The 22455-nt window shown below is 71.8% G+C and carries 20 protein-coding genes; 13 read left to right on the top strand and 7 right to left on the bottom strand.

Annotated elements, in window-relative coordinates; all coding sequences use genetic code 11:
- Positions 1 to 33 precede the first annotated feature (33 nt).
- Complete coding sequence (locus CEY15_RS07805) at positions 34 to 930, top strand: glycosyltransferase family 2 protein (RefSeq protein ID WP_095717957.1); 897 nt, start codon at positions 34 to 36, stop codon at positions 928 to 930.
- 165 nt (positions 931 to 1095) lie between these two features.
- Positions 1096 to 1443 (top strand): hypothetical protein, encoded by a 348-nt coding sequence (locus CEY15_RS07800; RefSeq protein WP_095717956.1) that lies wholly within the window; start codon positions 1096 to 1098, stop codon positions 1441 to 1443.
- Between the two features lie 32 nt (positions 1444 to 1475).
- On the opposite strand, the gene CEY15_RS07795 is transcribed toward CEY15_RS07800, so the two are convergent.
- The 3 genes from CEY15_RS07795 to CEY15_RS07785 are packed head-to-tail and all read right to left on the bottom strand — an operon-like array spanning position 1476 to position 6185.
- Positions 1476 to 3518 carry an arabinofuranosyltransferase gene (locus CEY15_RS07795; protein ID WP_095717955.1) on the bottom strand — a complete coding sequence of 681 codons (2043 nt, stop codon included), beginning with the start codon at positions 3516 to 3518 and terminating at the stop codon, positions 1476 to 1478.
- Entirely contained in the window at positions 3515 to 4819 is a 1305-nt protein-coding gene (locus CEY15_RS07790; protein WP_095717954.1) for a polysaccharide biosynthesis protein, read from the bottom strand. The genes CEY15_RS07795 and CEY15_RS07790 overlap by 4 nt, the downstream gene beginning before the upstream one ends.
- The gene (locus tag CEY15_RS07785) at positions 4797 to 6185 is read right to left on the bottom strand and encodes a M1 family metallopeptidase (RefSeq protein ID WP_095718038.1); all 1389 of its coding nucleotides are present in this window, start codon (positions 6183 to 6185) and stop codon (positions 4797 to 4799) included. Before CEY15_RS07785 ends, CEY15_RS07790 begins: the two co-directional genes overlap by 23 nt.
- Positions 6186 to 6349: 164 nt before the next feature.
- Between CEY15_RS07785 and CEY15_RS07780 the strand changes: the two genes are divergently transcribed.
- Both CEY15_RS07780 and CEY15_RS07775 read left to right on the top strand, forming a co-directional pair.
- A complete protein-coding gene (locus tag CEY15_RS07780; RefSeq protein WP_095717953.1) occupies positions 6350 to 6799 on the top strand; it encodes a hypothetical protein in 450 nt (149 codons plus the stop codon).
- Positions 6796 to 7191, top strand: a complete 396-nt coding sequence (locus CEY15_RS07775; RefSeq protein ID WP_017835921.1) for a winged helix-turn-helix domain-containing protein — start codon at positions 6796 to 6798, stop codon at positions 7189 to 7191. Before CEY15_RS07780 ends, CEY15_RS07775 begins: the two co-directional genes overlap by 4 nt.
- A 168-nt stretch (positions 7192 to 7359) precedes the next feature.
- On the opposite strand, the gene CEY15_RS07770 is transcribed toward CEY15_RS07775, so the two are convergent.
- Entirely contained in the window at positions 7360 to 11211 is a 3852-nt protein-coding gene (locus CEY15_RS07770) for a Pls/PosA family non-ribosomal peptide synthetase (protein ID WP_095717952.1), read from the bottom strand.
- Between the two features lie 67 nt (positions 11212 to 11278).
- On the opposite strand from CEY15_RS07770, the gene CEY15_RS07765 reads away from it, so the two are divergent.
- The 3 genes from CEY15_RS07765 (at position 11279) to CEY15_RS07755 (ending at position 13398) form a co-directional block, all read left to right on the top strand.
- Complete coding sequence (locus CEY15_RS07765) at positions 11279 to 12124, top strand: SDR family oxidoreductase (RefSeq protein WP_095717951.1); 846 nt, start codon at positions 11279 to 11281, stop codon at positions 12122 to 12124.
- 180 nt (positions 12125 to 12304) lie between these two features.
- Entirely contained in the window at positions 12305 to 12511 is a 207-nt protein-coding gene (locus CEY15_RS07760) for a PspC domain-containing protein (protein ID WP_017835924.1), read from the top strand.
- 23 nt (positions 12512 to 12534) lie between these two features.
- A complete protein-coding gene (locus CEY15_RS07755) occupies positions 12535 to 13398 on the top strand; it encodes a crotonase/enoyl-CoA hydratase family protein (protein ID WP_095717950.1) in 864 nt (287 codons plus the stop codon).
- Between the two features lie 221 nt (positions 13399 to 13619).
- Here CEY15_RS07755 and CEY15_RS07750 read toward each other — a convergent pair whose 3' ends face one another.
- On the bottom strand, positions 13620 to 14132 hold the full coding sequence (locus CEY15_RS07750; protein ID WP_017835926.1) for an inorganic diphosphatase: 513 nt from the start codon (positions 14130 to 14132) through the stop codon (positions 13620 to 13622).
- 182 nt (positions 14133 to 14314) lie between these two features.
- On the opposite strand from CEY15_RS07750, the gene dacB reads away from it, so the two are divergent.
- The 4 genes from dacB to CEY15_RS07730 all read left to right on the top strand — a co-directional run bounded on the left by dacB (position 14315) and on the right by CEY15_RS07730 (position 19036).
- Positions 14315 to 15709 (top strand): D-alanyl-D-alanine carboxypeptidase/D-alanyl-D-alanine endopeptidase, encoded by a 1395-nt coding sequence (gene dacB / locus CEY15_RS07745; protein WP_095717949.1) that lies wholly within the window; start codon positions 14315 to 14317, stop codon positions 15707 to 15709.
- 148 nt (positions 15710 to 15857) lie between these two features.
- On the top strand, positions 15858 to 16859 hold the full coding sequence (gene tilS / locus CEY15_RS07740; protein ID WP_245847411.1) for a tRNA lysidine(34) synthetase TilS: 1002 nt from the start codon (positions 15858 to 15860) through the stop codon (positions 16857 to 16859).
- Positions 16860 to 17417 (top strand): hypoxanthine phosphoribosyltransferase, encoded by a 558-nt coding sequence (gene hpt / locus CEY15_RS07735; RefSeq protein ID WP_017835929.1) that lies wholly within the window; start codon positions 16860 to 16862, stop codon positions 17415 to 17417.
- A gap of 68 nt (positions 17418 to 17485) precedes the next feature.
- Entirely contained in the window at positions 17486 to 19036 is a 1551-nt protein-coding gene (locus CEY15_RS07730) for an acyl-CoA synthetase (RefSeq protein WP_095717947.1), read from the top strand.
- Between the two features lie 111 nt (positions 19037 to 19147).
- Here the strand turns inward: CEY15_RS07730 and CEY15_RS18455 are convergent, their stop codons facing one another.
- Positions 19148 to 19318 (bottom strand): hypothetical protein, encoded by a 171-nt coding sequence (locus tag CEY15_RS18455; protein WP_176475046.1) that lies wholly within the window; start codon positions 19316 to 19318, stop codon positions 19148 to 19150.
- 435 nt (positions 19319 to 19753) lie between these two features.
- Between CEY15_RS18455 and CEY15_RS07725 the strand changes: the two genes are divergently transcribed.
- Positions 19754 to 20596: a sigma factor gene (locus CEY15_RS07725; RefSeq protein ID WP_095717946.1), complete on the top strand. Its 843-nt coding sequence runs from the start codon at positions 19754 to 19756 to the stop codon at positions 20594 to 20596.
- Between the two features lie 116 nt (positions 20597 to 20712).
- Positions 20713 to 20949, top strand: coding sequence for a DUF1059 domain-containing protein (locus tag CEY15_RS07720; protein WP_095717945.1), 237 nt, complete (start codon positions 20713 to 20715; stop codon positions 20947 to 20949).
- A gap of 54 nt (positions 20950 to 21003) precedes the next feature.
- On the opposite strand, the gene CEY15_RS07715 is transcribed toward CEY15_RS07720, so the two are convergent.
- Positions 21004 to 22350, bottom strand: a complete 1347-nt coding sequence (locus CEY15_RS07715) for an amidase (protein WP_245847385.1) — start codon at positions 22348 to 22350, stop codon at positions 21004 to 21006.
- Between the last annotated feature and the right edge of the window lie 105 nt (positions 22351 to 22455).

The raw sequence follows: 22455 nt of genomic DNA, 5'->3' as shown, positions 1-22455 counted from the left end.
TAACCCGGTGACGAGAAGGACGGCGGTTCCCCGATGGCCATCGATGTGATGCTCCCTTACTACGGGGATGTCGGCCACTTCAAGAAGGCTGTGGACAGCGTTCTCTCCCAGAGCTATTCGGACTTCCGACTGGTCGTGGTGGACGACGGCTACCCGGACCCGGAGCCCGCCCGCTACATGGGGGAGATCACCGCACGCGACGAGCGGGTGACGTACGAGAAGAACGAGGCCAACCTCGGCGCCAACGGCAACTACCGCAAGTGCCTGGAGATGGTCACCGCGCCGATCGTCGTGGTGATGGGCGCCGACGACATCATGCTGCCCAACTACCTGCAGGTGGTGGCCGACGGGTTCGCGGCCGTGCCTGACGCCGCCGTGATGGAGGTGGGCGTCAGCGTGATCGACGAGCACGGTGCGCCTGTCCGGCCGCTGTCGGACACCGTCAAGTCGTTCACCCAGCCCAGGACTGACGGGCGCACGGTCCTGCACGGCGAGAAGCTGATGACCTCGCTGATGCACGGCAACTGGACCTATTTCCCGTCCCTGGCGTGGAGTTCCGAGTGGATCCGCCGTATCGGGTTCCGCGAGGGGCTCGACGTGGTCCAGGACCTGGCGCTGCTCGTCGACGTGATCACCGCCGGCGGCCACATGGTCTACGACCCGACGCTGGCGTTCCTCTACCGCCGCCACTCGGCGTCCGACTCCTCGGTGCGCGCGCTCGACGGCCGCCGCTTCGACGAGGAGGCCCGCTTCTTCGCCGCCGAGGCCGACGCGTTCGCCGCCCGGGGCTGGAAGAAGGCCGAGCGGGCCGCGCGACTGCACGTGACCTCCCGGCTCAACTCGCTGTCGCTGCTGCCCACCGCGGCCCGGGCCGGCAAGCTCACCGAAGGCGGCAAGCGGCTCCTCGGCCACAGCTTCAGGAAGTTCTGACCCCGGGGCGGGCGCAGTGTCCGCTGGGCGTCATGTCGGCGCAGGCGGAGGCGGTGTCGGTCTGGTCGTCGCTGCTGCGGCGGAACGGCGCCGGCCCCCGTGCCGCACTGGGCACGACCAGAATTCGCGGCAGGTGAATAGCCGGAGTGGCTGGAGGGAGGTCAGGTGGTTCCCGAGCAGTGGATCCCGCACCGCCGCGAGGACGGCGAAACGATCGGCTGGATCGACATGATTGTCGCCGAGCCCCAGGTCGTGCCGATAGACCGCCTCGGCCGTCCGCTGGACCCGGTCGACGAGTGGTACGACACGGAGGGCGTGCTCGACGAGATCGGCCTGCGGTTCCTGATGGATCGCTACGTCGTCGAGGAGGAAGGCCGCGACACCGTGGTCCGCATCGCCCACGTCTATGACGACCGCATTGTCCTCTCCACAGCGTTGACTGACGCCGTTGAGGATGTGGGCCGCGAGATCGTCGTGCCCTTCCCCGCGCCGAGCACGCTGCGCCCCGCCTGATCCGCCGCCCGCCTGAAATACGGCCCGGCCGGTCAGCGTCGCACGATCACCACTCTCGAGCCCACCCCGCGGACGTCGAAGAGCTCGGGGTCCGCGAACTGCGCCGGGGAGAACCGGATCGTCTCCCGGCTGTTGTTCCTGGCCAGGGGCATTTCGTTGATCGCCACCGGCAGCCCCCAGGTCCGGATGCCCTCCCGCGCGAGCACCATCACGTCCGGGCCGCGGAAGGGCCCGGACTCCAGCGCGTCGGCCAGCTCGCGCGGGGAGGTGGCGGTGGCCCACCGGCGGATCTCGTCCGTCCGCTCGGTGTAGCGGCCGGCCGGGGTGGCGTACGCCTGCGCGGGCGCCTGGAAGGTGAAGTAGGGGCGGTAGGCGTAGACGGTCGGGACCGCGGTGAGCACCACCAGATCGGACGGCTCCCGGCCGGGCGTCATCTCGTCGATCGCCTCCATCACCGCTGAGGGCGCGGGGACGGTGTCACGGGCGGCGGCGGCGAAGGCCGAATCCTCCTCGGAGACGTGCTGCACCATCTGGATCGCGGCCAGGCCGGCCACCACCACGGCCACCGCGGCGACCCGCCCGCGGGAGTGCGGGGGCGACGTGGATACCGCCCACCGGGCCAGGGCGAGCGAGCCCACCACACCGGCGAGCGCGAGAGCCAACGTGATCGCCGGGATCAACCGGAACGGCAGCAGCGTGGACCCGGTGGCCGCCCTCAGCCCCGAGAGCGCGAACCACCCGAAGACCGTGAGGATCATCAGCCCCAGCGCTTGCGCCAGCACGAGTGCGCGCGCCGGGGTGGGCAGGGGCCAGTCCGGCCGGGAGAACGCGGCCTCGTCGTCGGCCTCGTCGTCGGCTTCGTCGTCGTCCTCGGGACGCGCGCCGATCCGGGCGCCGATCCTGGAACCCAGGGCCGCCGCACCGCGGTCTGTCAGGCGGCCGGCGCCGCCCGGCCACACGGTCGCCACCACCCACACGACCCCGATCAGGCACAGCAGCCCCGCGGCGGACACCTCGAACATCGGCAGTGGCCAGCGGGATCCGATCTCCGGGGCGAAGTCGTTGGCCACGGACGGCTCGGTCTCCGCGCCGCCCAGTACGGCCAGGAGGAAGCGGTGCCAGAACAGCAGCGCGACCAGTGCGGAGATGCCGGCCATCGCCGCCAGTCGGGCGAGAAGAGTGACGACGACGTGTCGGTCGGCGCGGTGGCGCCAGGTGGTGATGACGACGACGAGGGCCACCAGCAACGCCGCGACACCCGCGATGAGCGTGTAGTCCAGGGCGGCCCATCCGAGGTAGACGCCGATCGTCACGACCAGCGGCCACGTGGGTCGGCGGCCGTCGGTGCCCCGCGACCGCGCGGCGGCGCGTGCGCAGAGCAGGAAGGTCGCCACCACGACCTGCGGGAGGAGGCAGATGAGGATCCACGAGTAGGGCTCGTAGGCGTTGGTGTGTCCACCCACGACCGCGGTGACCAGACCGAACAGCACCGCGAGCCGGGTCGGCACCAGCCAGCGCCAGGCGACGAAGGCGATCGCGCCCGCGATCGCCATGGTGACGATCGCGTAGGGCTTGTAGAACTCCCAGCCCTCGATCCCGGTCAGGGCGGCCAGTCGCCCGCCCACCCAGAACCACTGCGGCGGGTAGAAGGGCGCGGCGTCGGCGTAGAAGGGGTCGGCGAGCGCGGGGGAGTCGGCGAAGCGGGTCAGGTACGCGACGCGGTTGAGCTGGTCGCCGCCGAGGCCGTAGAGGTAGTGCGGCGTCCCGGCCAGCAGCAGGCCGAGGTGGGAGGAGGCGAGGAACGCGGGGCCGGCGGTCCCGAGGAGCCACAGTCCGCGCTCGCCGGTATCGCGGCCGCTGTCTCGGCCCCGGCGCGCGCCGCGCAGCAGGAGCCAGCCGGCCAGCACCACCAGTCCCGCGGCGACGGTGGCGCCGAGGGCCTCCGGCAGCCAGCTGGGCTCCGGCAGGGACAGCGCATCGACGGCCGTGAGGGTCAGTGTGGCCACCAGTGCGGCGACGACGAGCCCCGCCAGCAGTTCACCCGCGCGCCGCGCGAGCACCCGGGCTTCGCTCATCCGGAGGGCTCCCGATCGAGCCGGGCGATCACCGCGAGGCCGGCGACGTGCACCGCCACCCCGATGCCAGGCCCGGCGAGAAGGGCGATGGCCGAGCGCACGTCGAGCGGGCCGGGCACCGAGACCAGGAGGATCAGCGCGGCCCCCACCGCCACCCACCAGCCGGCGTTGTAGAGCGTGTGTCGGTCGAAGGCCAGCGCGGCGTTGCCCGTGACCATGAGCGCGGCGGTACCGACGGAGGCCGCGGTGAGTGCGGCCAGCACTGCTCCGGGGAGCTCGAACTCGGCGCCGAACAGCACGCGGATGAGCCACGGGCCCACGAGCCAGGCCGCGCCCGCGCCCACGAGGCCGACCGCGGCGACCAGGGTGAGCGGGCCGGCCAGCGCGCGCGGGCCGAGCTCGCGGCGCTGGACGAAGTGGACGATGATCGCGCTCTGGAAACTGGTCAACGGCACCAGCAGCGGCGCCCGGGTGAGGGTGATGGCCAGGATCACCGCGCCGACCAGCGGCGCGGGGTCCGACTCGCGGACGGTGGCGGTGACGAACACGGGAAAACCCACCACCAGTGCGGCGGTCCCTGCCGAGGCCAACATCGCCGAGGCGGTGTTGCGCCAGAACCGTCCACGGCCCACGTCGAGCGCATGGCTCAGCGCGTCGCGGGTGGCCGGGGACAGGGCGATCATCAGCGCCCAGGTGAGGGTGCCGGCGACGGTGGCGAGTGCGAACCCGAGCCCGGCATCGCCCGCCCACCACGCCACGCCGGCGACCATCAGACGCAGCGCGGCGTCCACGGTGAGCAGCACCGCGTACAGGCCCCAGCGCTCGGTTCCCGAGAGCGCCCCCGCCGTGGCGGCCTGGAGGCTGAAGCCGAGGATCCCCACCGCCATCACCGCCACGCCCAGCCCGGAGAACGTGGGGAGCCCCAGGTGTGGCCAGGCGGGAGCGCTCACCGCGACGACCGCGGCCAGCGCGAGGCCCAGCATCAGCCCGGCGGGCAGGAGTCTGACCCGGCCTCCCGTGCCCGGTGCCGGGACATCCGGCGCGGGACCCACCCGCGCCGACCTCACGGCCCGGGTCGCCTCCTGCATGAGTCCGTTGGCCACGCCGCCCAGGGCGAAGAAGGCGCCCCAGTAGGTGGCGAAGAGCGGGTAGTCCGCCGGGCCGAGCGTCCGGCCGGCGACCAGCATCACCAGGTAGCCGGAGGCGGCCGCGAACGCCGTCGCCAGCGTCAGCGCCCGCATCCCACCCGCGGCGTGGCGGCCGGTCGTGGGGGTCGGGTCAGCGGCGGCCGGAGTGGTCATCGGGCATGCCGAGGGTGGGTGGCAACGGTTCGGAGAACAGCCAGGCGGCCCACAGGGGACGGAGGTCCACGGGGGAGTGGTCGGCGGCCATGTGCAGGAAGTCGTCGGTGGTCGCGGTCTTTCCCGAGTACTTGGCCACCCAGTCGCGGAGCAATTGGAAGAACCGCTCGTCGCCGATCGTCAGTCGCAGGGCGTGCAGGGTGAGCGCACCGCGCTTGTAGACGCGGTCGTCGAACATGTCTTTGGGGCCGGGATCGGCCAGCAGCAAGTCCTGGGGGGAGTTCTGCAGCTTGGAGTAGTAGCGCAGCGCGTGGCTGCCCGCGTCCGCGCCGCCGGAGAACTCGGTCCACAGCCACTCGGCGTAGCAGGCGAAGCCCTCGTGGAGCCAGATGTGCTTCCACTCGGCGGCGGTGACGGCGTTGCCGAACCACTGGTGGGCCAGCTCGTGGGCGATTAGCCGCTCGTCACCCGCCCCCGCCTCGGCGGTGTTGCGTCCGAACGTGGACATGCCCATCGCCTCGAGGGGGATCTCCAGCTCGTCGTCGGTCACCACCACCTTGTACTCGCCGAAGGGGTACGGGCCGAACAGGTCGGTGAAGACGTCGATCATCTCGAGCTGGCGGGCGAACGCCACCCGGAAGTCCCGCTTGAGGTCCGCGGGAAGGTAGGCGTGGAACGGCACCGAGCCGCCCGTGACCTCCAGGTGCTCGTATTGTCCCAGGTTGATGGTGACGAGGTAGGTGGAGGTGGGCTGCGGGAGGTCGAACTCCCACGTGGTGGTGCTGCCGCTGCGCTTCTTGCCCACCAGCGACCCGGTCACGACGGCGCGGTACGGCGAGTCCGTGGTGAGACGGATCCGGAACGGGGCCTTGGACGAGGGGTGGTCGTCGCACGGGAACCAGCTGGCGGCCCCGTTGGGCTGGTTCGCCACCAGGACGCCGTCGGTCAGTTCCTCCCAGCCGACCTCCCCCCAGGCTCCGCGGATCGGGCGCGGGTTGCCCGAGTACCGGATGGTGAGCGTGAACGCCGCGCCCACGGGGATCGGGTCGGTCGGGGTGACGGTGAGCTTGCCCCGCGGCCGGCTGTACCGGGCGACCCGGCCACGGTCTAGCGAGACCTTGGCGACGTCGAGGTGTGGGGAGAGGTCGAGCTGGACGGACTCGAGCGGTTCGGTGGCCGTGGCGGTGATCACGGCCTGGCCGCGCAGGTTGTTGGAGCTCATCTTGTAGGTGAGGTCCAGTTCGTACCGGGTCACCCGGTAGCCGTGGTTCCCGGCGCTGGGCAGGTAGGGGTCCACCGGATCGGCGCGCGACGAATCGCGGGGGGCGGCGATCTTGGCGATGAGGTCCTTCTTGACTGCCTTCAATTCCATGACCTGCGCGAGTGTAGTGGACCTCAGGGGATCGCCACGGTCGCCGCCACCATTGTGATGCGATCGGCAGAAACTACTTGCCAAGTTGGAAAGTAGTTTCCTAGTATCGGGTTGTCAGCTGGGCGGGGTCCCGGCGACGTCACGGGAAGGGTGAAGTCATGACCACGGAGAATCACACCACCGGCGCGGTCGATCGCGCCGAGGCCGCCAGGCTCCTCGCGGAGGTCGAGGGGCGCCCGCCGGTCAGCTCCACGCGCGATGCCCGGATCTTCGCCTGGTTCACCGCGCTCATCGCGGTGGTGATGGGTGCCGGGACCATCGCGATCATGTTCTCCGACTGGGCGATGGTGCCGTACGCGGTGCTTCTGCTCGCCGTGATCGCCTGGCAGCGGCGGGCGATCGGCGCCAGCCCCCGTGGTTCGGCCCGGACATCCTTCTGGGGGGTCGTGGGCTCCGGGGTGATGGTGCTCGTCGTCGTCACCGGCCTGCACGTCATCCGCACCACGATCGGCCTCACCCCCTGGTGGTATCTCCTCGGCGCGGTGCTGGTGGCGGTGCCCGGACTGATCGCCGCCGCGCGCATCGCACGGCGGGGGGCCTCGCGGTGAGCGGTTCGACAGGCGACGCCGCCGGGACCGACACCGCTGGCGGTCACGCCGCTGCCCCCGACGTCCCAGACGGCCCCGACGACTCCGACGGCCGGGCGGAAGGGCACGCGCGTCACCGGCTCGACGAGGTCATCCACGCACCGGTGAGGTTCTCCATCGTCGCCGCCCTTGCGGGGGTCGACGACGCCGAGTTCGCCACGATCCGCGACGCCGTGGAGGTCTCCGACTCGACGCTGTCCAAGCAGGTCGCGGTGCTGGAGAAGGCCGGGTACCTCAAAGTGCGCAAGGGGTACGTGGGAAAGCGACCCCGGACCTGGCTGGCGCTGAGCCGCGAGGGTCGCAGGGCCTACGGGTCGCACCTGGAGGCGCTCCGGGCGATCGCTGGCGGCTGACCGGCAAGTCCCGCCCGGGTGCGCGGGGTCTTTGCACGGAACCCACGGGGGTGCGCGGCGAGTCCGGTCCAAACCCGCCGCGCATCCCCGCCGGCGGCGAACAGACCCGCCGCGTACCCGCGCCCCGCTCAGCCCCGCTCAGCCCCGCTCAGCCCCGCTCAGCCCCGCTCAACCCCTCCAAGGGGCGATCGGGTTGCCCTGCCAGCGGGTTCCCGGGGGGATGCGGTCGCCGCGCATGACCAGTGAGGCCGGTCCCACGGTGGAGCCGTCGCCGATCGAGGACGCCGGGAGGGTCACGCAATGGCAGCCCAGGGTCGCGCCGTCGGCCAGCGTCACCCGGTCGATCTGCATGATGCGGTCGTGGAACAGATGGGTCTGGACCACGCAGCCGCGGTTGACGGTGGCGCCGTCACCGACCGAGATCAGGTCGGCCTCGGGCAGCCAGTAGGACTCGCACCACACGCCCCGGCCGATGTGCGACCCGAGCAGCCGCAGCATCGCGGTGAGGATCGGTGTCCCGGTGGCGGGCCGGGCCATCCAGGGCGCGGCGAGGAGCTCGACAAAGGAGTCGGCCACCTCGTTGCGCCACACGAAGGAGGACCACAGTGGCTGGTCGCCCGCGCGGATCCGGCCCACCAGGATCCACTTGGCCAGGACCGCGAGCAGCAGCGCCACCAATCCGGCATACGCCAGGGTGACGCCGGAGGTCAGCGCCGCGAGGCCGAAACCCCATTCCCGATGGATCTGCTGCATCACCAGCAGAGTGCTCACCAACAGGAGGAACGAGAGCCACACCGGGACCAGGCGCAGGGTCTCCCACGCGGCACGGGCGACCTTCAGGCGCCGCGGCGGCTGGTAGGTGCGCGCGTCGCTCTCCCCGTCGGCCACCGCCCTGGGCAGCTTCTGCGGCGGCGACCCGAGCCACGACGTGCCCTTCTTGGCCTTCTGTGGCGCGGACGACAGCACGGCGACCAGTCCGCGCGCGGGGACTTTACGACCTGCGGACGCGATGCCCGAGTTGCCCAGGAACGCACGCTTGCCGACCTGCGCCTGCTCCAACCGCATCCACCCCGACCCCAGCTCGTACGGCGCGACCATCGTGTCGTCGGCGAGGAACGCCCCGTCGCGGACGGTGGTGAGCGAGGGGATGAGCAGGACGGTCGAGGCCTCCACGTCCTTGCCGATCGTCGCGCCCAGCGCCCTCAGCCACATCGGCGTGAGCATCGAGGCGTAGAGCGGGTACAGCCAGTTGCGGGCGGCGTCCATGATGCGTTCGCTGCACCAGGCCTGCCAGGCGATGCGGGAGTGCACCGGATGGAAGCCCTCCCGCAGCCCGACCGACAGCACCCGCACCGACACCAGGGTGAGCGCGGCGAACAGCACGATCGCGACCAGTGTCCCCGGCACGGACCACAGGGCCGCGCGCAGGAACAGCTGGCCGGGGGTCGTGGCATCCCGCGCCCCCGCGGCCACCACCGCGAGCCCGGCGGCGAGAGCGATCAACGGCATCGCTCCGAGCGCCACCGCGGAGAGCTGGTAGACGAGGCTCCAGATGCGGTTGTGGGGCGCGGGCTCGGCGGGCCAGCTCGAGCCCCGCTTCCCCCGTTTGCGGGCCGGCGACCCGGCGTAGCGCTTCCCGGCCTTGACGGTGCCCACCACGGCGGATCCGATCTCCACGTGCGCGCCCCGGCCCACCACGGCGCCCGGCAGCAGCGTGGACCGGGCTCCCACCACCGCGTTCTCGCCGATCTCCACGGTCCCGATGTGCACCACGTCGCCGTCGACCCAGTACCCGGCCAGGTCGACCTCCGGCTCGATGGAGGCCCCGTCGCCCACGGTCAGCAGTCCGGTGACGGGCGGCAGGGTGTGCATGTCCACCCCGTGGCCGATCGTCGCGCCGAGCAGCCGCGCGAACGGTGTGAGCCATCCGGCGCCCTCGAGGTTGGCGACCCCGGAGACCTCGACCAGCCGCTCGGCCGCCCAGAGGCGCAGGTGGACCGAGCCGCCCCGCGGATAGGTACCGGGAGTGATCCCGGCCGTGAGGGCGCGGCACAGCAGGCCCGTGACCACCGTGCGGCCCGCGGGCAACAGCAGCAACACCGCGAGGATCCCGAGCACCCACCACGAGACCGGACGCGCCCAGGGGACGCCCACCGAGGCGGCGACGTTGTTGGCGATCCCCAGCCAGGTGAGCCACTGCAGTCCGGTGACCGTCAGCAGCGGGAGGGTGGCCAGGACCTGGACCAGCTGCGTTCCGCGGCCGACGGGCCGCACGTGCCGTGGCTCCACGGCGGCCACCGGCTCGAGTTCGTCGAGGTAGCCCGCGAAGTCACCGAGCCGCGGGCGGTCGTAGATGTCCCCCACGGTCACGGAGGGGAAGCGCTCGCGGACCGCCACCACCACGTGCGCCGCGGCGAGGGAGCCCCCGCCGAGGGCGAAGAAGTCCTCGTCGACCCCGGAGACGTCGGCGCCGAGGGCCGAGGACCACAGTTCGGCCACCCACGCGTCGGTGCCCTCGAGCTCGGTCTCCGCGGCCGAGGTCTGGGCCAGGGGCCACGGCAGGGCCGCGCGGTCGACCTTCCCCGACGTCCGGGTGGGCAACTCGTCGACCAGCGTCAGCCGGGGCACCACCCCCGCCGGCAGACGGTCGCGCAGGATCCCGGCGGCGTCGGCGAGATCGAAGCCCGCGGGATCGTCCGCCACGAGGTAGGCCACGAGGACGGGCTGGCCCGCGTCGGACTTCTTGACCGCGGCGGCCCCGGCGCTCACCCCCGGCAGTGCGGAGACCGCGGTGTCGACCTCGCCCAGCTCGAGCCTGCGTCCACCGATCTTGACCTGGTCGTCGACGCGCCCGGCGAAATACAGTCCGTCTGCCTCGAGGCGCACGACGTCGCCGGACCGGTAGGCGCGCTCCCAGCCGAGGGAGTCCATGGGCGCGTACTTCTCGGCGTCCTTGTCCGGGTCGAGGTATCGGGCCAGTCCCACCCCGCCGATCACCAGCTCGCCGGACTCGCCGTACCCGACCGGCAGGCCCGCCGGGTCGACCACGGCCAGATCCCACCCGTCCAGCGGAAGGCCGATCGAGACCTCCCCTCTGCCGTCCAGCTGCGCCGCGCACGCCACCACGGTGGCCTCGGTGGGCCCGTAGGTGTTCCAGACCTCCCGGCCCTCACCGGCGAGTCGCGCTGCGAGCTCGGGCGGGCAGGCCTCGCCGCCGAGGATCACCAGCCGGATGTCGGCGAGCATCTCCTCGGGCCATATGGAGGCCAGGGTCGGGACGGTGGAGATCACCGTGATCCCGCGGTCGCGCAGCCACGGGCCCAGGTCGAGCCCGGATTTGACGATCGACCTGGGCGCGGGCACCAGGCACGCCCCGTGCGCCCAGGCAAGCCACATCTCCTCGCAGGAGGCGTCGAACGCCACGGACAGTCCCGCCAGCACCCGATCGCCCGGGCCGAGCGGGGCCCCGGTGAGGAAGACCCGCGACTCGGCGTCCACGAACGCGGCGGCACTGCGGTGGGTCACGGCCACGCCTTTGGGTAGGCCGGTGGTGCCGGAGGTGAAGATGATCCAGCAGTCGTCGTCGACGCCGGGGCCCCGGTTCCTCGACGGGTCGGCCGGGCGGTGCGGGTCGGTGACCCGCATCCCCTCCGCGGTGTACACGGCCGCGACCTGCGCCTGGCCGAAGACCAAGTCGGCCCGGTCGGCCGGATCGTCCACGTCCACGGGGACATACGCCGCTCCGGCGGCGAGCGTCGACAGGATGGCCAGATACAACTCGACGCCGCCCGAGGGCATGTGGATGCCCACCCGGTCGCCCGCCCCCACGCCCTGCTCCTGCATCCAGCGCGCCGAGGTGTGGATCTCCTTCCACACCTCGCGGTAGCTCAGGACACGCGACCCGTCGTCGAGGCACGGCGCGTCCGGGTGGCGCTGCGTCGCGGCGTCGAGAACGTCCAGCAGTGTCCGGGGGCTCGGGGCCTGTGAGCTGCGAAGATACTGCTCAGGGATGGTGTGCACGTGCGGATGTTATCCCGGTCGGGTGAACTCTCTCCCCCAGCGCCGGTAGAACTGGTTCTATTAGCTCATGCCAGGATCTCTTGAGAACAAGACCATCGTGATCGTGGGAGCGGGGCCCGGTTTCGGCCGGACCCTCGCCCTTCGCGCCGCAGACCAGGGTGCGACCGTCGTCGTGGCCGCCCGGACCGCCTCCCGTCTCGACGGGATCGTCGACGAGGTCCGCGCCGCCGGCGGCACCGCGATCGCCGCCGCGGTGGACGCCACCGAACCCGACTCCGTGCGGGCGTTGCGGGAGACCGTCGCGCAGCACACCGACGCCGTCCACGGCCTGGTCTACAGCGCGTTCGCGGTGCCCAGCATGAAGCCGCTGGCGCAGACCGACCACGACCAGATCTCGCGGGGCATCGACCTGTCGGTCCTCGGCGCGCTCCGTACGACCCAGGAGTTCACCCTGCTCCTCGAGGCCGGCGCGGCGGCGGGGGCGGGCGAGGCCGACGCGACTGCAGCGCCGGCGAGCAGCTCCGCGCCCGCGAGCAGCTCCGTGGTGATGATGGCCTCGGCCGTCATCCACCACTCCCGCGAGCGCTACGCCGGTTACAAGATCGCCAAGACCGCCCTCGTCGCGCTGGGCCATTCCCTGGCCACCGAACTCGGGCCGCGCGGCATCCGCGTCAACACCGTGGCGCCCGGCTACATCTACGGCGAGACGCTCAAGGGGTACTTCGAGCACCTGGCGGGCAAGTACGGCGGGACCGTGGAGGACGTCTACGCCCACACCGCCGAGAAGATTGACCTGCGTCGACTGCCCAGCGAGCGTGAGATCGTCGACCCGGTGCTGTTCCTCCTGTCGGACGCCGCCTCGGCGGTCACCGGCCAGACCCTGACCGTGGACTGCGGCGAGTTCCACACCTGAGCCGCCGCAACGTCGGGCGAGCCCACCCCGAGGCCCCGCCCGCGTCCCCACCCCGAGTCGCGGATCAGGGTGGAGATCGGGGTCGAACCCGGATGTGGAGCGCGCCGTGGGGGAGGAGACTGGAGGTCATCGGGGAGAGGTCCCCGGCCACCATTGACGACGACGACGAGGTGACACGTCATGACCTACCCTTCAGACTCCCAGCCCAAGCGACTGACCCGCTCCGAGGACCGCTGGATCGGGGGCGTGTGCGGCGGGCTCGCCGACTATTTCGGGATCGACCCGGTATTGGTCCGCGTCCTGTTCGTGGCCTCGCTTCTGCTGCCCGGGCCGCAGGTGCTCCTATACGTGATCCTGTGGTTCGTGATGCCTGACGCCCGCGCCTGAGGTCGTCATGGCAGGCTGAGCGCATGAGCACTTCAGACACCTCGGCCGCGCCCGGTCAGTACTCCTCCGTCCGTATCGAGAAGGCGGTCCGGCATCCGCACGTCGCGCAGGTGACGCTGATCGGGCCCGGCCCCCACAACGGCATGGGGCCGGACTTCTGGGCGGAGATGCCCCGCGTCATGGCGGAGCTCGACGCCGATCCCGAGGTCCGCGCGGCCGTCATCGCCGGTGAGGGCCGCAACTTCTCCTACGGGCTCGACCTCATGGCGATGATGCCGCAGTTCATGGAGTTCCTTCCCCAGGACACGACCCCGGACGCCTCCCGCAGTGAGCGGATCCTCGACCACGTCGAGGACATGCGTCGCGCCATCGACTCGGTGGCATCGGCCAAGACCCCCACCGTCGCGGCGGTCCAGGGCCGCTGCATCGGCGGCGCGGTGGACCTGATCTCGGCGTGCGACGTCCGCCACGGCGCCGCCGACTCGACCTACTCGATCCGCGAGGTCAAGGTGGGGATCGTGGCCGACATGGGCTCGCTCGCGCGGCTTCCCCACATCATCGGCTCCGGGCTGACCCGAGAACTCGCCCTGACCGGGCGGGACATCGACGCCCAGACCGCCCTGCGCTACGGGCTGGTCACCCATGTGGCCGAGGACGCCGCCGGTGTGCTGGACTCGGCCCACGCCACCGCCGCCGAGATCGCCGGCAACCCCCCGCTCGTGGTCCGCGGGACCCGCGAGGTGCTCAACCGCGGCATCGAGGGGCAGATCTACGAGAACAACCGCTACGTGGCCACGTGGAACGCCGGGTTCCTCGCCTCCGCCGACATGATGGAGGCCATCTCGGCCACGCTCGAGAAGCGCGAGGCGAAGTTCACCGGCCGCTGAGTTCCTGCGCCGACAGGCCCCGCCCCGCCCCGCCCGGCCCCCCGCGCCGCGCCCACCCAGGCGCGCCCCGCCCGGCCCGGCGCATCGAAAAGAGCGTTCCGCACACCCGCCTCTCGGGCGATGTGTGCGGAACGCTCTTCGCGTGGGCCTCGGAATGACTGTCGCGTGGCCGCGGGACGAAGTCGGCCCGGTCCCGGTCCCGGCCCCCCGGCCGCGCGGAGTCAGCCGCGGTTGGGCTCGGCCTTCTCCTCGGGGTGCTTGGCGAAGTTCTCGATGCCCTCGGCGATGAGCTTCTCGCCGAGGTCCTTACCCTTCCACTCACCGGGCGTCACGTGCTTGCCGGGCTCGAGGTCCTTGTAGTGGAGGAAGAAGTGCTCGATCGCCTTGAGTTCGAAGTCCGGGACGTCCTCGATGTCCTGGATGTGCTCCCACCGCGGGTCCGTGGCCGGGACGCACAGCAGCTTGTCGTCGCCGCCGGCCTCGTCGGACATGGTGTAGACACCCACGACGCGGGCGTTGACTATGACGCCGGGGTGCACCGACTCGTCCAGCAGGACCAGCGCATCGCACGGGTCGCCGTCGTCGGCGAGCGTGTTGTCGATGAACCCGTAGTCGGCCGGGTAGCCCATCGAGGTGAACAGGAACCGGTCGAGGTAGATCTTCCCGGTCTCGTGATGGATCTCGTACTTGTTGCGCGAGCCCTTGGGGATCTCGATGGTCACTTCGACGGACACTGGCGTACCTCGCTGATCGGCGTTCTCGGGACCCCGGACGCGCGCCCGGGAATTCGCAACGATTCTAGTAGGCAGGTCCGGCACCGGGGGCGGTCGCCGTCAGGTCGCCCGCTAGCGTGGGTGATTGATGGCCGCTGCCTGGTCGGGGGCGAGGGATCGAGAGTGCGGGAGGGCGGGGGTCGGTGACCGAGCGGGGCGTGTGGCGCGGGCGGGGCCCGGTATGGCGGATCGGAGTAGTCCTGGTCACCGTCACGCTGCTGGTGGCGGGCCTCGTGGCGGCGGCGCTCCTCACTGACGTCGAGCGGGAGCTGGGCGTCGGCCGCGGCGGGTCCGCCTCCGCCGGGCCCCCGCCGTCCCCGGGTCTGCTGGCGGCCGGGGATGACTCGCCGACCCCCGACCCGGGAGCCCTCGAGCAGATCCTGGGGCCGCTTGCCTCGGAGCCGGCGGTCGGGGACCTGACCGCGAGCGTGGTGGACGATGCCACCGGGCAGGTCCTGTGGGAGCGACGCCCCCGCGACGCCCGCGTCCCGGCCTCGACGGTCAAGCTGCTCACGGCCGTCGCCGCGCTCACTCGTCTGCCCGCCGACGCCCGTGTCGACACCGTTCTGGCGCGCGGCACCCGGCCGGACACCCTCGTCGTGATCCCGGGCGGCGACCCCACCATGTCCGGATCCGCCGAACCCGGCCCGCTGTTCCCCGGTGCCGCCACCATCGCGCAGGCCGCGGGAGTCGTCCGCACCGCCGGTCAGACCCCCGCGCGCATCGTGGTGGCCCCTGGCCCGTACACCGGCCCGCGCCTCGGGCCGGGCTGGTCCCCGGTCGACATCGCGGGGGGCAACATCGCCCCGGTCCAGGCGTGGATGCTCGACGCGGGTCGCCTGGATCCGGCGGACGAGTACTCGCCCCGCACCTCCGAGCCCACGCTGGAGGCCGGCCGGGCCCTGGCCCGTGAGCTGGGCGTCGACCCCGCCGAGGTCAGCGTCTCGGAGGAGCCGGTGGAGACGACGGAGGAGTTCGGGCGCGTGTCGTCCGCTCCGCTCACCGAGCGGGTGCGCTCGATGCTCGTCCACTCGGACAACGTGCTGGCGGAGACGGTCTGCCGCGAGGTCGCGCTCTCCCGGAATCCAGACCAGGCGGCCGGGTTCTCGGCCGGGACCGCGGCCGTGGTGGACACCCTCGCCGAGCGGGGGCTCGACATGTCCGGGGTCCGCCTCGACGACTGTTCGGGCATGAGCGCCGGCAACCGGATCTCGGCGGCCGCCCTCACCGACGTCCTGCGCACCGCCGCCGCCCCCGACGCCACCCGGGAAATGCGGGATCTGCTCGACGCCCTGCCCATCGCAGCCGGGTCGGGAACCCTCGTCGACCGCTTCGACGGCCCGTCGGCGGCGGGTGCGGGGTGGGTGCGGGCCAAGACCGGGACCCTGAGGGAGACCAGCGCGCTCGCCGGCACCGTCACCAGCGCCGACGGCCGGACGATGAGCTTCGCGCTCCTCGCCTCCGGCACCGACGCCGCCTTGGCCCGCCCGGTCCTCGACCGGATCGCCGCGGAGTTGCGCAGCTGTGGCTGCCGCTGACGGACCGGACCGGGCCGACGCCCAGCCCGCCCACACGCAGCCCGCCGCAGCCCAGCCCGACGACGCCCAGCGCGCCCGACCCCGGCCTGCCCAGGCCAGGCCCACTGACGGGGAGTGGACCGGCGCGGCGTGGACCGTTCGCTCGGCCGTGCGGGCGTTCCGACGCGCCCACCCGGAGGTGGGCGACGAGGTGTGCGTGGCGCTGTCCGGGGGAGCGGACTCGCTCGCGCTCACGGCCGCCGCGGTGACCGAGTTCGCCGAGGTGACCGCGCTGGTGGTGGACCACGGCCTGCAAGCCGGCTCCGACGAGGTCGCGCGGGAGGCGTGCCGGGCGGCGGGCCGACTGGGGGCGCGGTCGCGGGAGCTCGTCGTCGTCGTCGACCCGGACGGCTCCGGCCCCGAGGCCGCCGCGCGCACCGCGCGGTACGCCGCGCTCGACGCCGCGCGGGAGGGGCGCCCGGTGCTGCTCGCCCACACTCTCGACGACCAGGCCGAGACGGTCCTGCTGGGTCTCGGCCGGGGTTCCGGCGCCCGGTCCCTGCGCGCGATGGCCGCCTGGGACGCGCCGTGGGGCCGCCCGCTGCTCGGTGTGCGCGCGACCGACACCCGCGCCGCCTGCCATGGGTTGGGCCTGGACTGGTGGGACGACCCGCACAACACCGACCCGGCGTTCACCCGGGTGCGCGTGCGCCGCGAGGTGCTGCCCCTCCTCGAGGACGTGTTCGGGGGCGGGGTGGCGGAGGGGTTGGCGCGGACCGCGGAGCTGCTCCGGACCGACGACGACGAGCTGGACCGTCTCGCCGCCGCCGTGCCCGTCTCCGGAGACGGCGGACTGGACATCTCCGTCCTCGAGCCGTTGCCGACCGCCGTACTCACCCGGGTCCTGCGGCGATGGCTGCTGGCCCACGGCTGCCCGTCGCCCACGTACGCGCACCTGTCGGCGGTGGCCGCCCTCGTCACCGACTGGCACGGACAGGGGGGAGTCGCTGTGGGGGGCACGGGCCCGGGAACAGGCGCGGGCCGTGACACGAGTGCGGGCGCGGGCCCGGGTGTCTCGGGTGTGATGGCGGGCCGGGGCAGGTTGGTCGCTCGGCGGCGGCATGGAAAGCTGGTCCTGGAGATCGACCGGGCGAGCGGAGCGGGGACGTAGATGAGCACGGACAAGTACGCCGACGAGATCGAGTCGGTGCTCATCGACACCGATGCGATCCGCGACCGGATCGCCGAGATGGGCGCGAAGATCGGGGAGCGCTACCGGGATTCCGAGCAGGAGGTCGTGCTGGTCGCCGTGCTCAAGGGCGCGGCGATCTTCGTCTCCGACTTCGCCCGCGCGCTGACCATCCCCTCCGAGCTGGAGTTCATGGCGGTCAGCTCCTACGGCTCCTCCACCAGCTCCTCGGGTGTGGTGCGGATCCTCAAGGACCTCGACCGCGACATCGCGGACCGCGACGTGATCATCGTCGAGGACATCATCGACTCGGGTCTGACCCTGTCGTGGCTGATGCGCAACCTCCGGACCCGCAACCCGCGGTCGCTGGAGATCGTCACCCTGCTGCGCAAGCCCGACGCGGTCAAGGCCGACCTCGACATTCTGGAGATCGGGTTCGACATCCCCAACGAGTTCGTTGTGGGCTACGGCCTGGACTTCGCCGAGCGCTACCGCGACCTGCCGTACATCGGCCGGCTGCACCCGCGCATGTACTCCTGACCGCCGTTGTTGGACACGTGTCTGGCAGTTTCGTGATCCAGGTCACGCGAGACGGTTAGCCTGGCGACATGTTCCCGGGAACCTTCGCCGCCACCACGCCCGACAAGCCCGCCGTGATCCGCCCCGCGACGGGCGAGCAGATCACCTACGCCGAGCTCGAGGCCAGGTCGGCCCAGTTCGCGCACGTGCTCACCGACGACTGGGGGTTGCGCCCCGGTGACACCATCGCCGTGGTCTCGGACAACACGCTCGAGATGGTCGAGATCTACTGGGCCGCGCTTCGGACCGGGCTCTACATCGCGGCCATCAACCATCATCTGACGGCAGACGAGTCCTCCTACATCATCGGCGACTGCGGAGCCCGCGCCCTCGTCGTCTCCGCGCCGGTGGCCGACCACGTGGACCTGTCCCCGGACGCGCACCCCGGCGTCGAACATCGGGTCGTGTTCGGCGGAACGCTCGACGGGTTCGCGGGCTATCGCGAGCTGCTGGCCGACAAGCCCACCGATCCGCCCGCCGACCAGCCCCGGGGCCACGACTTCCTCTACTCCTCCGGCACCACCGGACGGCCCAAGGGCGTGCGCGTGGACCCGCCGGAGGGGCAGATCGACGAGGTGCCCGACGTCTACACCCCGGTGTTCAGCTTTCTCTACGCGTTCGACGCCGACAGCGTGTACCTGTGCCCCGCCCCGCTCTACCACGCGGCCCCGCTGCGGTTCTGCGGCGTGGTCAACTCGGTCGGCGGGACCGTGATTCTCATGGACCGCTTCGACGCCGAGGAGTCCCTGCGGCTCATCCAGGAGTACCGCGTGACCCACTCGCAGTGGGTGCCGACGATGTTCGTGCGCATGCTCAAGCTGCCCGAGGAGACGCGGCAGCGCTACGACCTGTCCAGCATGACCCACGCCATCCACGCCGCCGCGCCGTGCCCGCCTGAGGTCAAGCGCAGGATGATCGAGTGGTGGGGCCCGGTGATCCACGAGTACTACTCGGCCACCGAGGGCATGGGGATCACGTTCATCAACTCGCAGGAGGCACTCGAGCGTCCGGGGTCGGTGGGTCGCGACGGGCTCAAGGGCATCGCGCACATCTGCGACGAGGAGGGCCGCGAGCTCCCCATCGGCGAGATCGGCACCATCTACTGGCAGCAGGACGAGGGCACCTTCGCCTACCACGGCGACCCGGACAAGACCGCGTCCGTCTTCCACCCCGAGCACCCCAACTGGTCCACCTTCGGCGACGTGGGGTACCTGGATGAAGATCGCTTCCTCTACCTCACCGACCGCAAGGCGTTCACCATCATCTCCGGAGGCGTGAACATCTACCCGCAGGAGATCGAGAACGCACTCGCATTGCACCCGGCGGTCGACGACGTCGCCGTGATCGGGATCCCCGACGAGGAGATGGGGGAGAGGGTCCACGCCGTGGTGGTGCCGGCACCCGACCGCGCCGGCGACCCGGGCCTGGCTGACGAGATACTCGGATCGCTCCGCGGACACGTATCGGACTTCAAGATCCCGCGCGCGGTGGACTTCGTCGACGAACTCCCCCGGACCCCCACCGGGAAGTTGGTCAAGCGGCGTATCGCGGACAAGTACAAGGTCCAGGCGACCTCGTAGGCTCCCGCCGGCTCGGGTTGCTCACCCACCCGGCACGCGGGGAAGCCGCTGACCTCGCAGTCAGCGGCTTCCCCGCGTGCCGGGTGCAGGGCCCGGCTGGAGCTGCACTTCTCAGATGCCACCACCGACGCTCGCGGTCAGGTCGAGCGAGGTCTCGAAGCCGATCACATCCATCAGCAAGAGAACGAGAGACGGCAGTCCGGTGGCGAAGTCGACGAGTGTCGACCCCGAATCGATGGCGAACTGGCTTGAACCCTCTGCAAATACTCCGAGGCTTCCCATGATGCTGTCCTTTCCGACGGTGAGAGACGCTGGCCGCCGGAGTCTTCTACTCCGAGATGAGTCGGCATGGTGTGACTTGTATCACCTTGGCCCCTCGCGGATGATGATGCTCCTCTTATCGGAGCCAGTCAATGCCTGTCCGGAGAGTGCGGAGGGGGCATCGGGCAACGCACCGCGGCCCCGTTGTGGACCGTGGGAACCGAGAGTCTGGTGTGGGGTGTGTGACCCTCAATCGCCCGAGCTGAGTGCGAGACCGGGCTCGATCCCGTCGGGGATTACGTCGACGGAGGTGCGGATCAGCGAGGGCGTGCCGGTACCCATATCGGCGGGTGTCGGTGGTCGTCGACGGGGTGTACGTCTGCCGCTACCTTTACCGTGACGCAATGGACTTCAGCCGCGCCACTCCCGGCGGCGCGCAGCGGGGATGAGGCAGTGATGGATCTGACCGGAGAGTTCGAGCGCGAGCGGCCCAGGCTCACCCGCATCGCCGCACGCGTCCTCGGTGATCCGGCCGAGGCCGAGGACGCGGTCCAGCAGGCGTGGCTGCGGCTGGCGCGGACCGACCCCGCCTCCGTCGACAACCTGCCGGGCTGGCTCACGACCGTCGTCACCAGGGTGTGCCTGGACCGTCTCAAGGCGGCGGTGCCGGTGCCGATGCCCGGGGATGCGCCCGATCGTCCGGGTTCCGGTCCCGACCCGGCCGAAGAGGTGGCCCTGGCCGAGTCGGTGGGGTCGGCGCTGCACATGGTGCTCGACCGGCTGTCCCCCGCCGAGCGGGTGGCGTTGGTCCTGCATGACTCGTTCGCCGTCGACTTCGCCACCATCGCCGGGATCCTGGACAGCACCCCGGCCGCCGCCCGCAAACACGCCTCCAGGGCGCGGTCCAAGGTGGCGGCGCCGCCGGATGGTCGGGGAACGGCGGACTGGAACGTGGTCGACGCCTTCCTCGCCGCCGCCCGCGACGGGGAGTTCTCGCGACTGCTCGAACTCCTCGCCCCGGACGTGGTGGTGGCCGGAGACCCGGTCGCCGTGGGCTTGGGGACCCCCGCGCGGATCGACGGGCGCGACGCGGTGGCGGAGTTCTTCAACGGCGCCGCGGCCTCCGCGTTGCCGGTCTTCGTCCACGGCCGACCCGGAGCGGCGTGGTTCGACCGCGGAGTCGCCCGGGTGGCGTTCGACTTCCGCGTCTCGGGCGGACGGGTCACGCGCATCGACTTCCGCGCGCAACCGGAGGCCCTGGAGACGATCAGCCGACGGCGGGACGGCGACGCGCGTTGACCTCTTCCGAGGAGGGGTCACCTCTCCGGCCTGGGATAGGTCACATCTCCGGCTCGCCGCTCGTCATCATGGTGAGGAGCGCACACCGCGCTACCCGGACACGGGAGGAACGACCCATGAAGACCATGACCTGCAGAGACCTCGGCGGCCCCTGCGACCTCGCCCATTCCGGTGAGACCGCGGACGACGTGATCAACGCCCAGGACGCCCATCTGAAGGAAGTCGTCAAGGCGGGGGACGAGGCACACGGGCCCGCGCGGAAGGAGATGAAGGGGCGGTGGATGCGGCCCCGTCAGGCCCTCGGGTGGTACAACGACGTCAAGAAGCGCTTCGCCGAGCTGCCGGAGGACTGACGCAATCCCCCCCTCGGCGCCGATCGGCCCGACTCACGCCCCCCCGGGTCCGCCTCAGGCCCCGGCCACGTCGATCGCGCCAGCACTCTCGATCGCAGCGGCCAGCGAGAGCAGTGTCGACTCGGAACCCGGCCGACCGACGAGCTGCACCGACGTCGGCAGGTCCCGGCCGGCCGGGGTCGCGGTGCGACCGCACGGGACGGTCATCGCGGGCCAGCCCAGCACATTGGCCAGCGGGGTGAACGGCGAGAACCTCATCGACGCCCACAGGGAACGTCCCCAGGACCGCTGGTGCCAGTCGGTCGCCTCGGGCGGGAGGTCGGCCAGTGCCGGGGTGAGCCACACGTCCACGCCGGCGGTGTCCATGGCGCGCTCGACCTCAGTCCGCAGCGCCTCGGTGGCCCGGTTCCACCTGGTGTCCCCGTCGCCCGCCCCACCGCGGCGGAACACGGTACGACCGAGTAGTGCGTGGTGCCGGGTGCGGCGCTCCATCGCGGAGAGCGGGAGGTTCTCGTCCTCCGCGGCGCGGGCGACCGCGGAGGTCCATCGCGCCAGGTAGAGCATCGGGTCGCGGGGGGACGGCAGGGAGGACTCGACGACGACGAGATCGCGGTCCCGGAGCACCTCTGCGGCCTCCCGGGCCGCTCGGCTCCACGGCTCCCGGATCCGGACGAGATCCCGCCCGAGCCGGATCGGACTCGTGGTGGACAGGCCCACCCGCGCTTCACCGGGCACGGGTCTGACGGAGGCCAACTCGGGTCGCCCGGCCATCACCGACAGGGCCAGCGCCGTGTCCTCGACCGTCCGGGCCAGGGGCCCCGACTCGGCCAACCGGCCCCAGTTGTCGCCGGCGAGCCGGGTGGGGACGACCCCCGGGCCGGGCTTGATGGTGACGATGCCGCAGGCGGCGGCGGGGATCCGCAGTGACCCCATCCCGTCGTCACCCACCGCCAGCGGGACCATGCCGGAGGCGACCGCCGCGGCCGATCCCCCCGACGACCCGCCCGCGGACAGGGACTCGTCGCCAGGATTGCGGGTGACGCCGTGTTCCTCCGAATCCGTCATCCCCCACGTGCACAGCTGGGGTGCGGCGGTGATGCCCACCGGTATCGCGCCGGCCGCGAGAAGCGGGGTGATCACGGGGTTGTCGAGGGACACCGTGCTCTTGATGGCCAGGGGGACCCCCGCCAGGGGCAGACCCGACCGTCCGGTCTCATCCGATGCGTCCACGGCGGCCGCGGCTGATCTGCCCTCTTCGTCGAGCAGAGTGGTGAAGGCACGGAGGGCCGGGTCGAGACGGGTGATCCGGCCCAGGGCCGAGTTGAGCGCCTCTGTCGCGGTGCCGGCGCCGGAACGCACGTCCTCTGCGGTCCGGCACGCGGGCGGTGTGGGGGTGGTCACGGTCCCGATGGTACGGGGCGGGTACGACACCTCGGCCCTGTCCGCCCACGGCGATCAGCCCGGTCGGGTGTCGGGCTTCGCAGGTAGCCTGGTGCGACAGAAACG

The sequence above is a fragment of the Dietzia natronolimnaea genome (assembly GCF_002289575.1).
Classification (GTDB): Bacteria; Actinomycetota; Actinomycetes; order Mycobacteriales; family Mycobacteriaceae; genus Dietzia; species Dietzia natronolimnaea_A.
This window is presented reverse-complemented; position numbering and strand designations above follow the sequence as displayed.

What these genes read in the sequence shown, in the direction of transcription:
- CEY15_RS18455 (WP_176475046.1), bottom strand. Translation starts at nt 19,318, where the DNA reads ATGGGAAGCCTCGGAGTATTTGCAGAGGGTTCAAGCCAGTTCGCCATC.
- CEY15_RS07795 (WP_095717955.1), bottom strand. Translation starts at nt 3,518, where the DNA reads ATGAGCGAAGCCCGGGTGCTCGCGCGGCGCGCGGGTGAACTGCTGGCG.
- CEY15_RS07765 (WP_095717951.1), top strand. Translation starts at nt 11,279, where the DNA reads ATGCCAGGATCTCTTGAGAACAAGACCATCGTGATCGTGGGAGCGGGG.
- CEY15_RS07720 (WP_095717945.1), top strand. Translation starts at nt 20,713, where the DNA reads ATGAAGACCATGACCTGCAGAGACCTCGGCGGCCCCTGCGACCTCGCC.
- CEY15_RS07780 (WP_095717953.1), top strand. Translation starts at nt 6,350, where the DNA reads ATGACCACGGAGAATCACACCACCGGCGCGGTCGATCGCGCCGAGGCC.
- CEY15_RS07790 (WP_095717954.1), bottom strand. Translation starts at nt 4,819, where the DNA reads ATGACCACTCCGGCCGCCGCTGACCCGACCCCCACGACCGGCCGCCAC.
- CEY15_RS07805 (WP_095717957.1), top strand. Translation starts at nt 34, where the DNA reads ATGGCCATCGATGTGATGCTCCCTTACTACGGGGATGTCGGCCACTTC.
- CEY15_RS07725 (WP_095717946.1), top strand. Translation starts at nt 19,754, where the DNA reads ATGGATCTGACCGGAGAGTTCGAGCGCGAGCGGCCCAGGCTCACCCGC.
- CEY15_RS07760 (WP_017835924.1), top strand. Translation starts at nt 12,305, where the DNA reads ATGACCTACCCTTCAGACTCCCAGCCCAAGCGACTGACCCGCTCCGAG.
- CEY15_RS07755 (WP_095717950.1), top strand. Translation starts at nt 12,535, where the DNA reads ATGAGCACTTCAGACACCTCGGCCGCGCCCGGTCAGTACTCCTCCGTC.
- hpt (WP_017835929.1), top strand. Translation starts at nt 16,860, where the DNA reads ATGAGCACGGACAAGTACGCCGACGAGATCGAGTCGGTGCTCATCGAC.
- CEY15_RS07730 (WP_095717947.1), top strand. Translation starts at nt 17,486, where the DNA reads ATGTTCCCGGGAACCTTCGCCGCCACCACGCCCGACAAGCCCGCCGTG.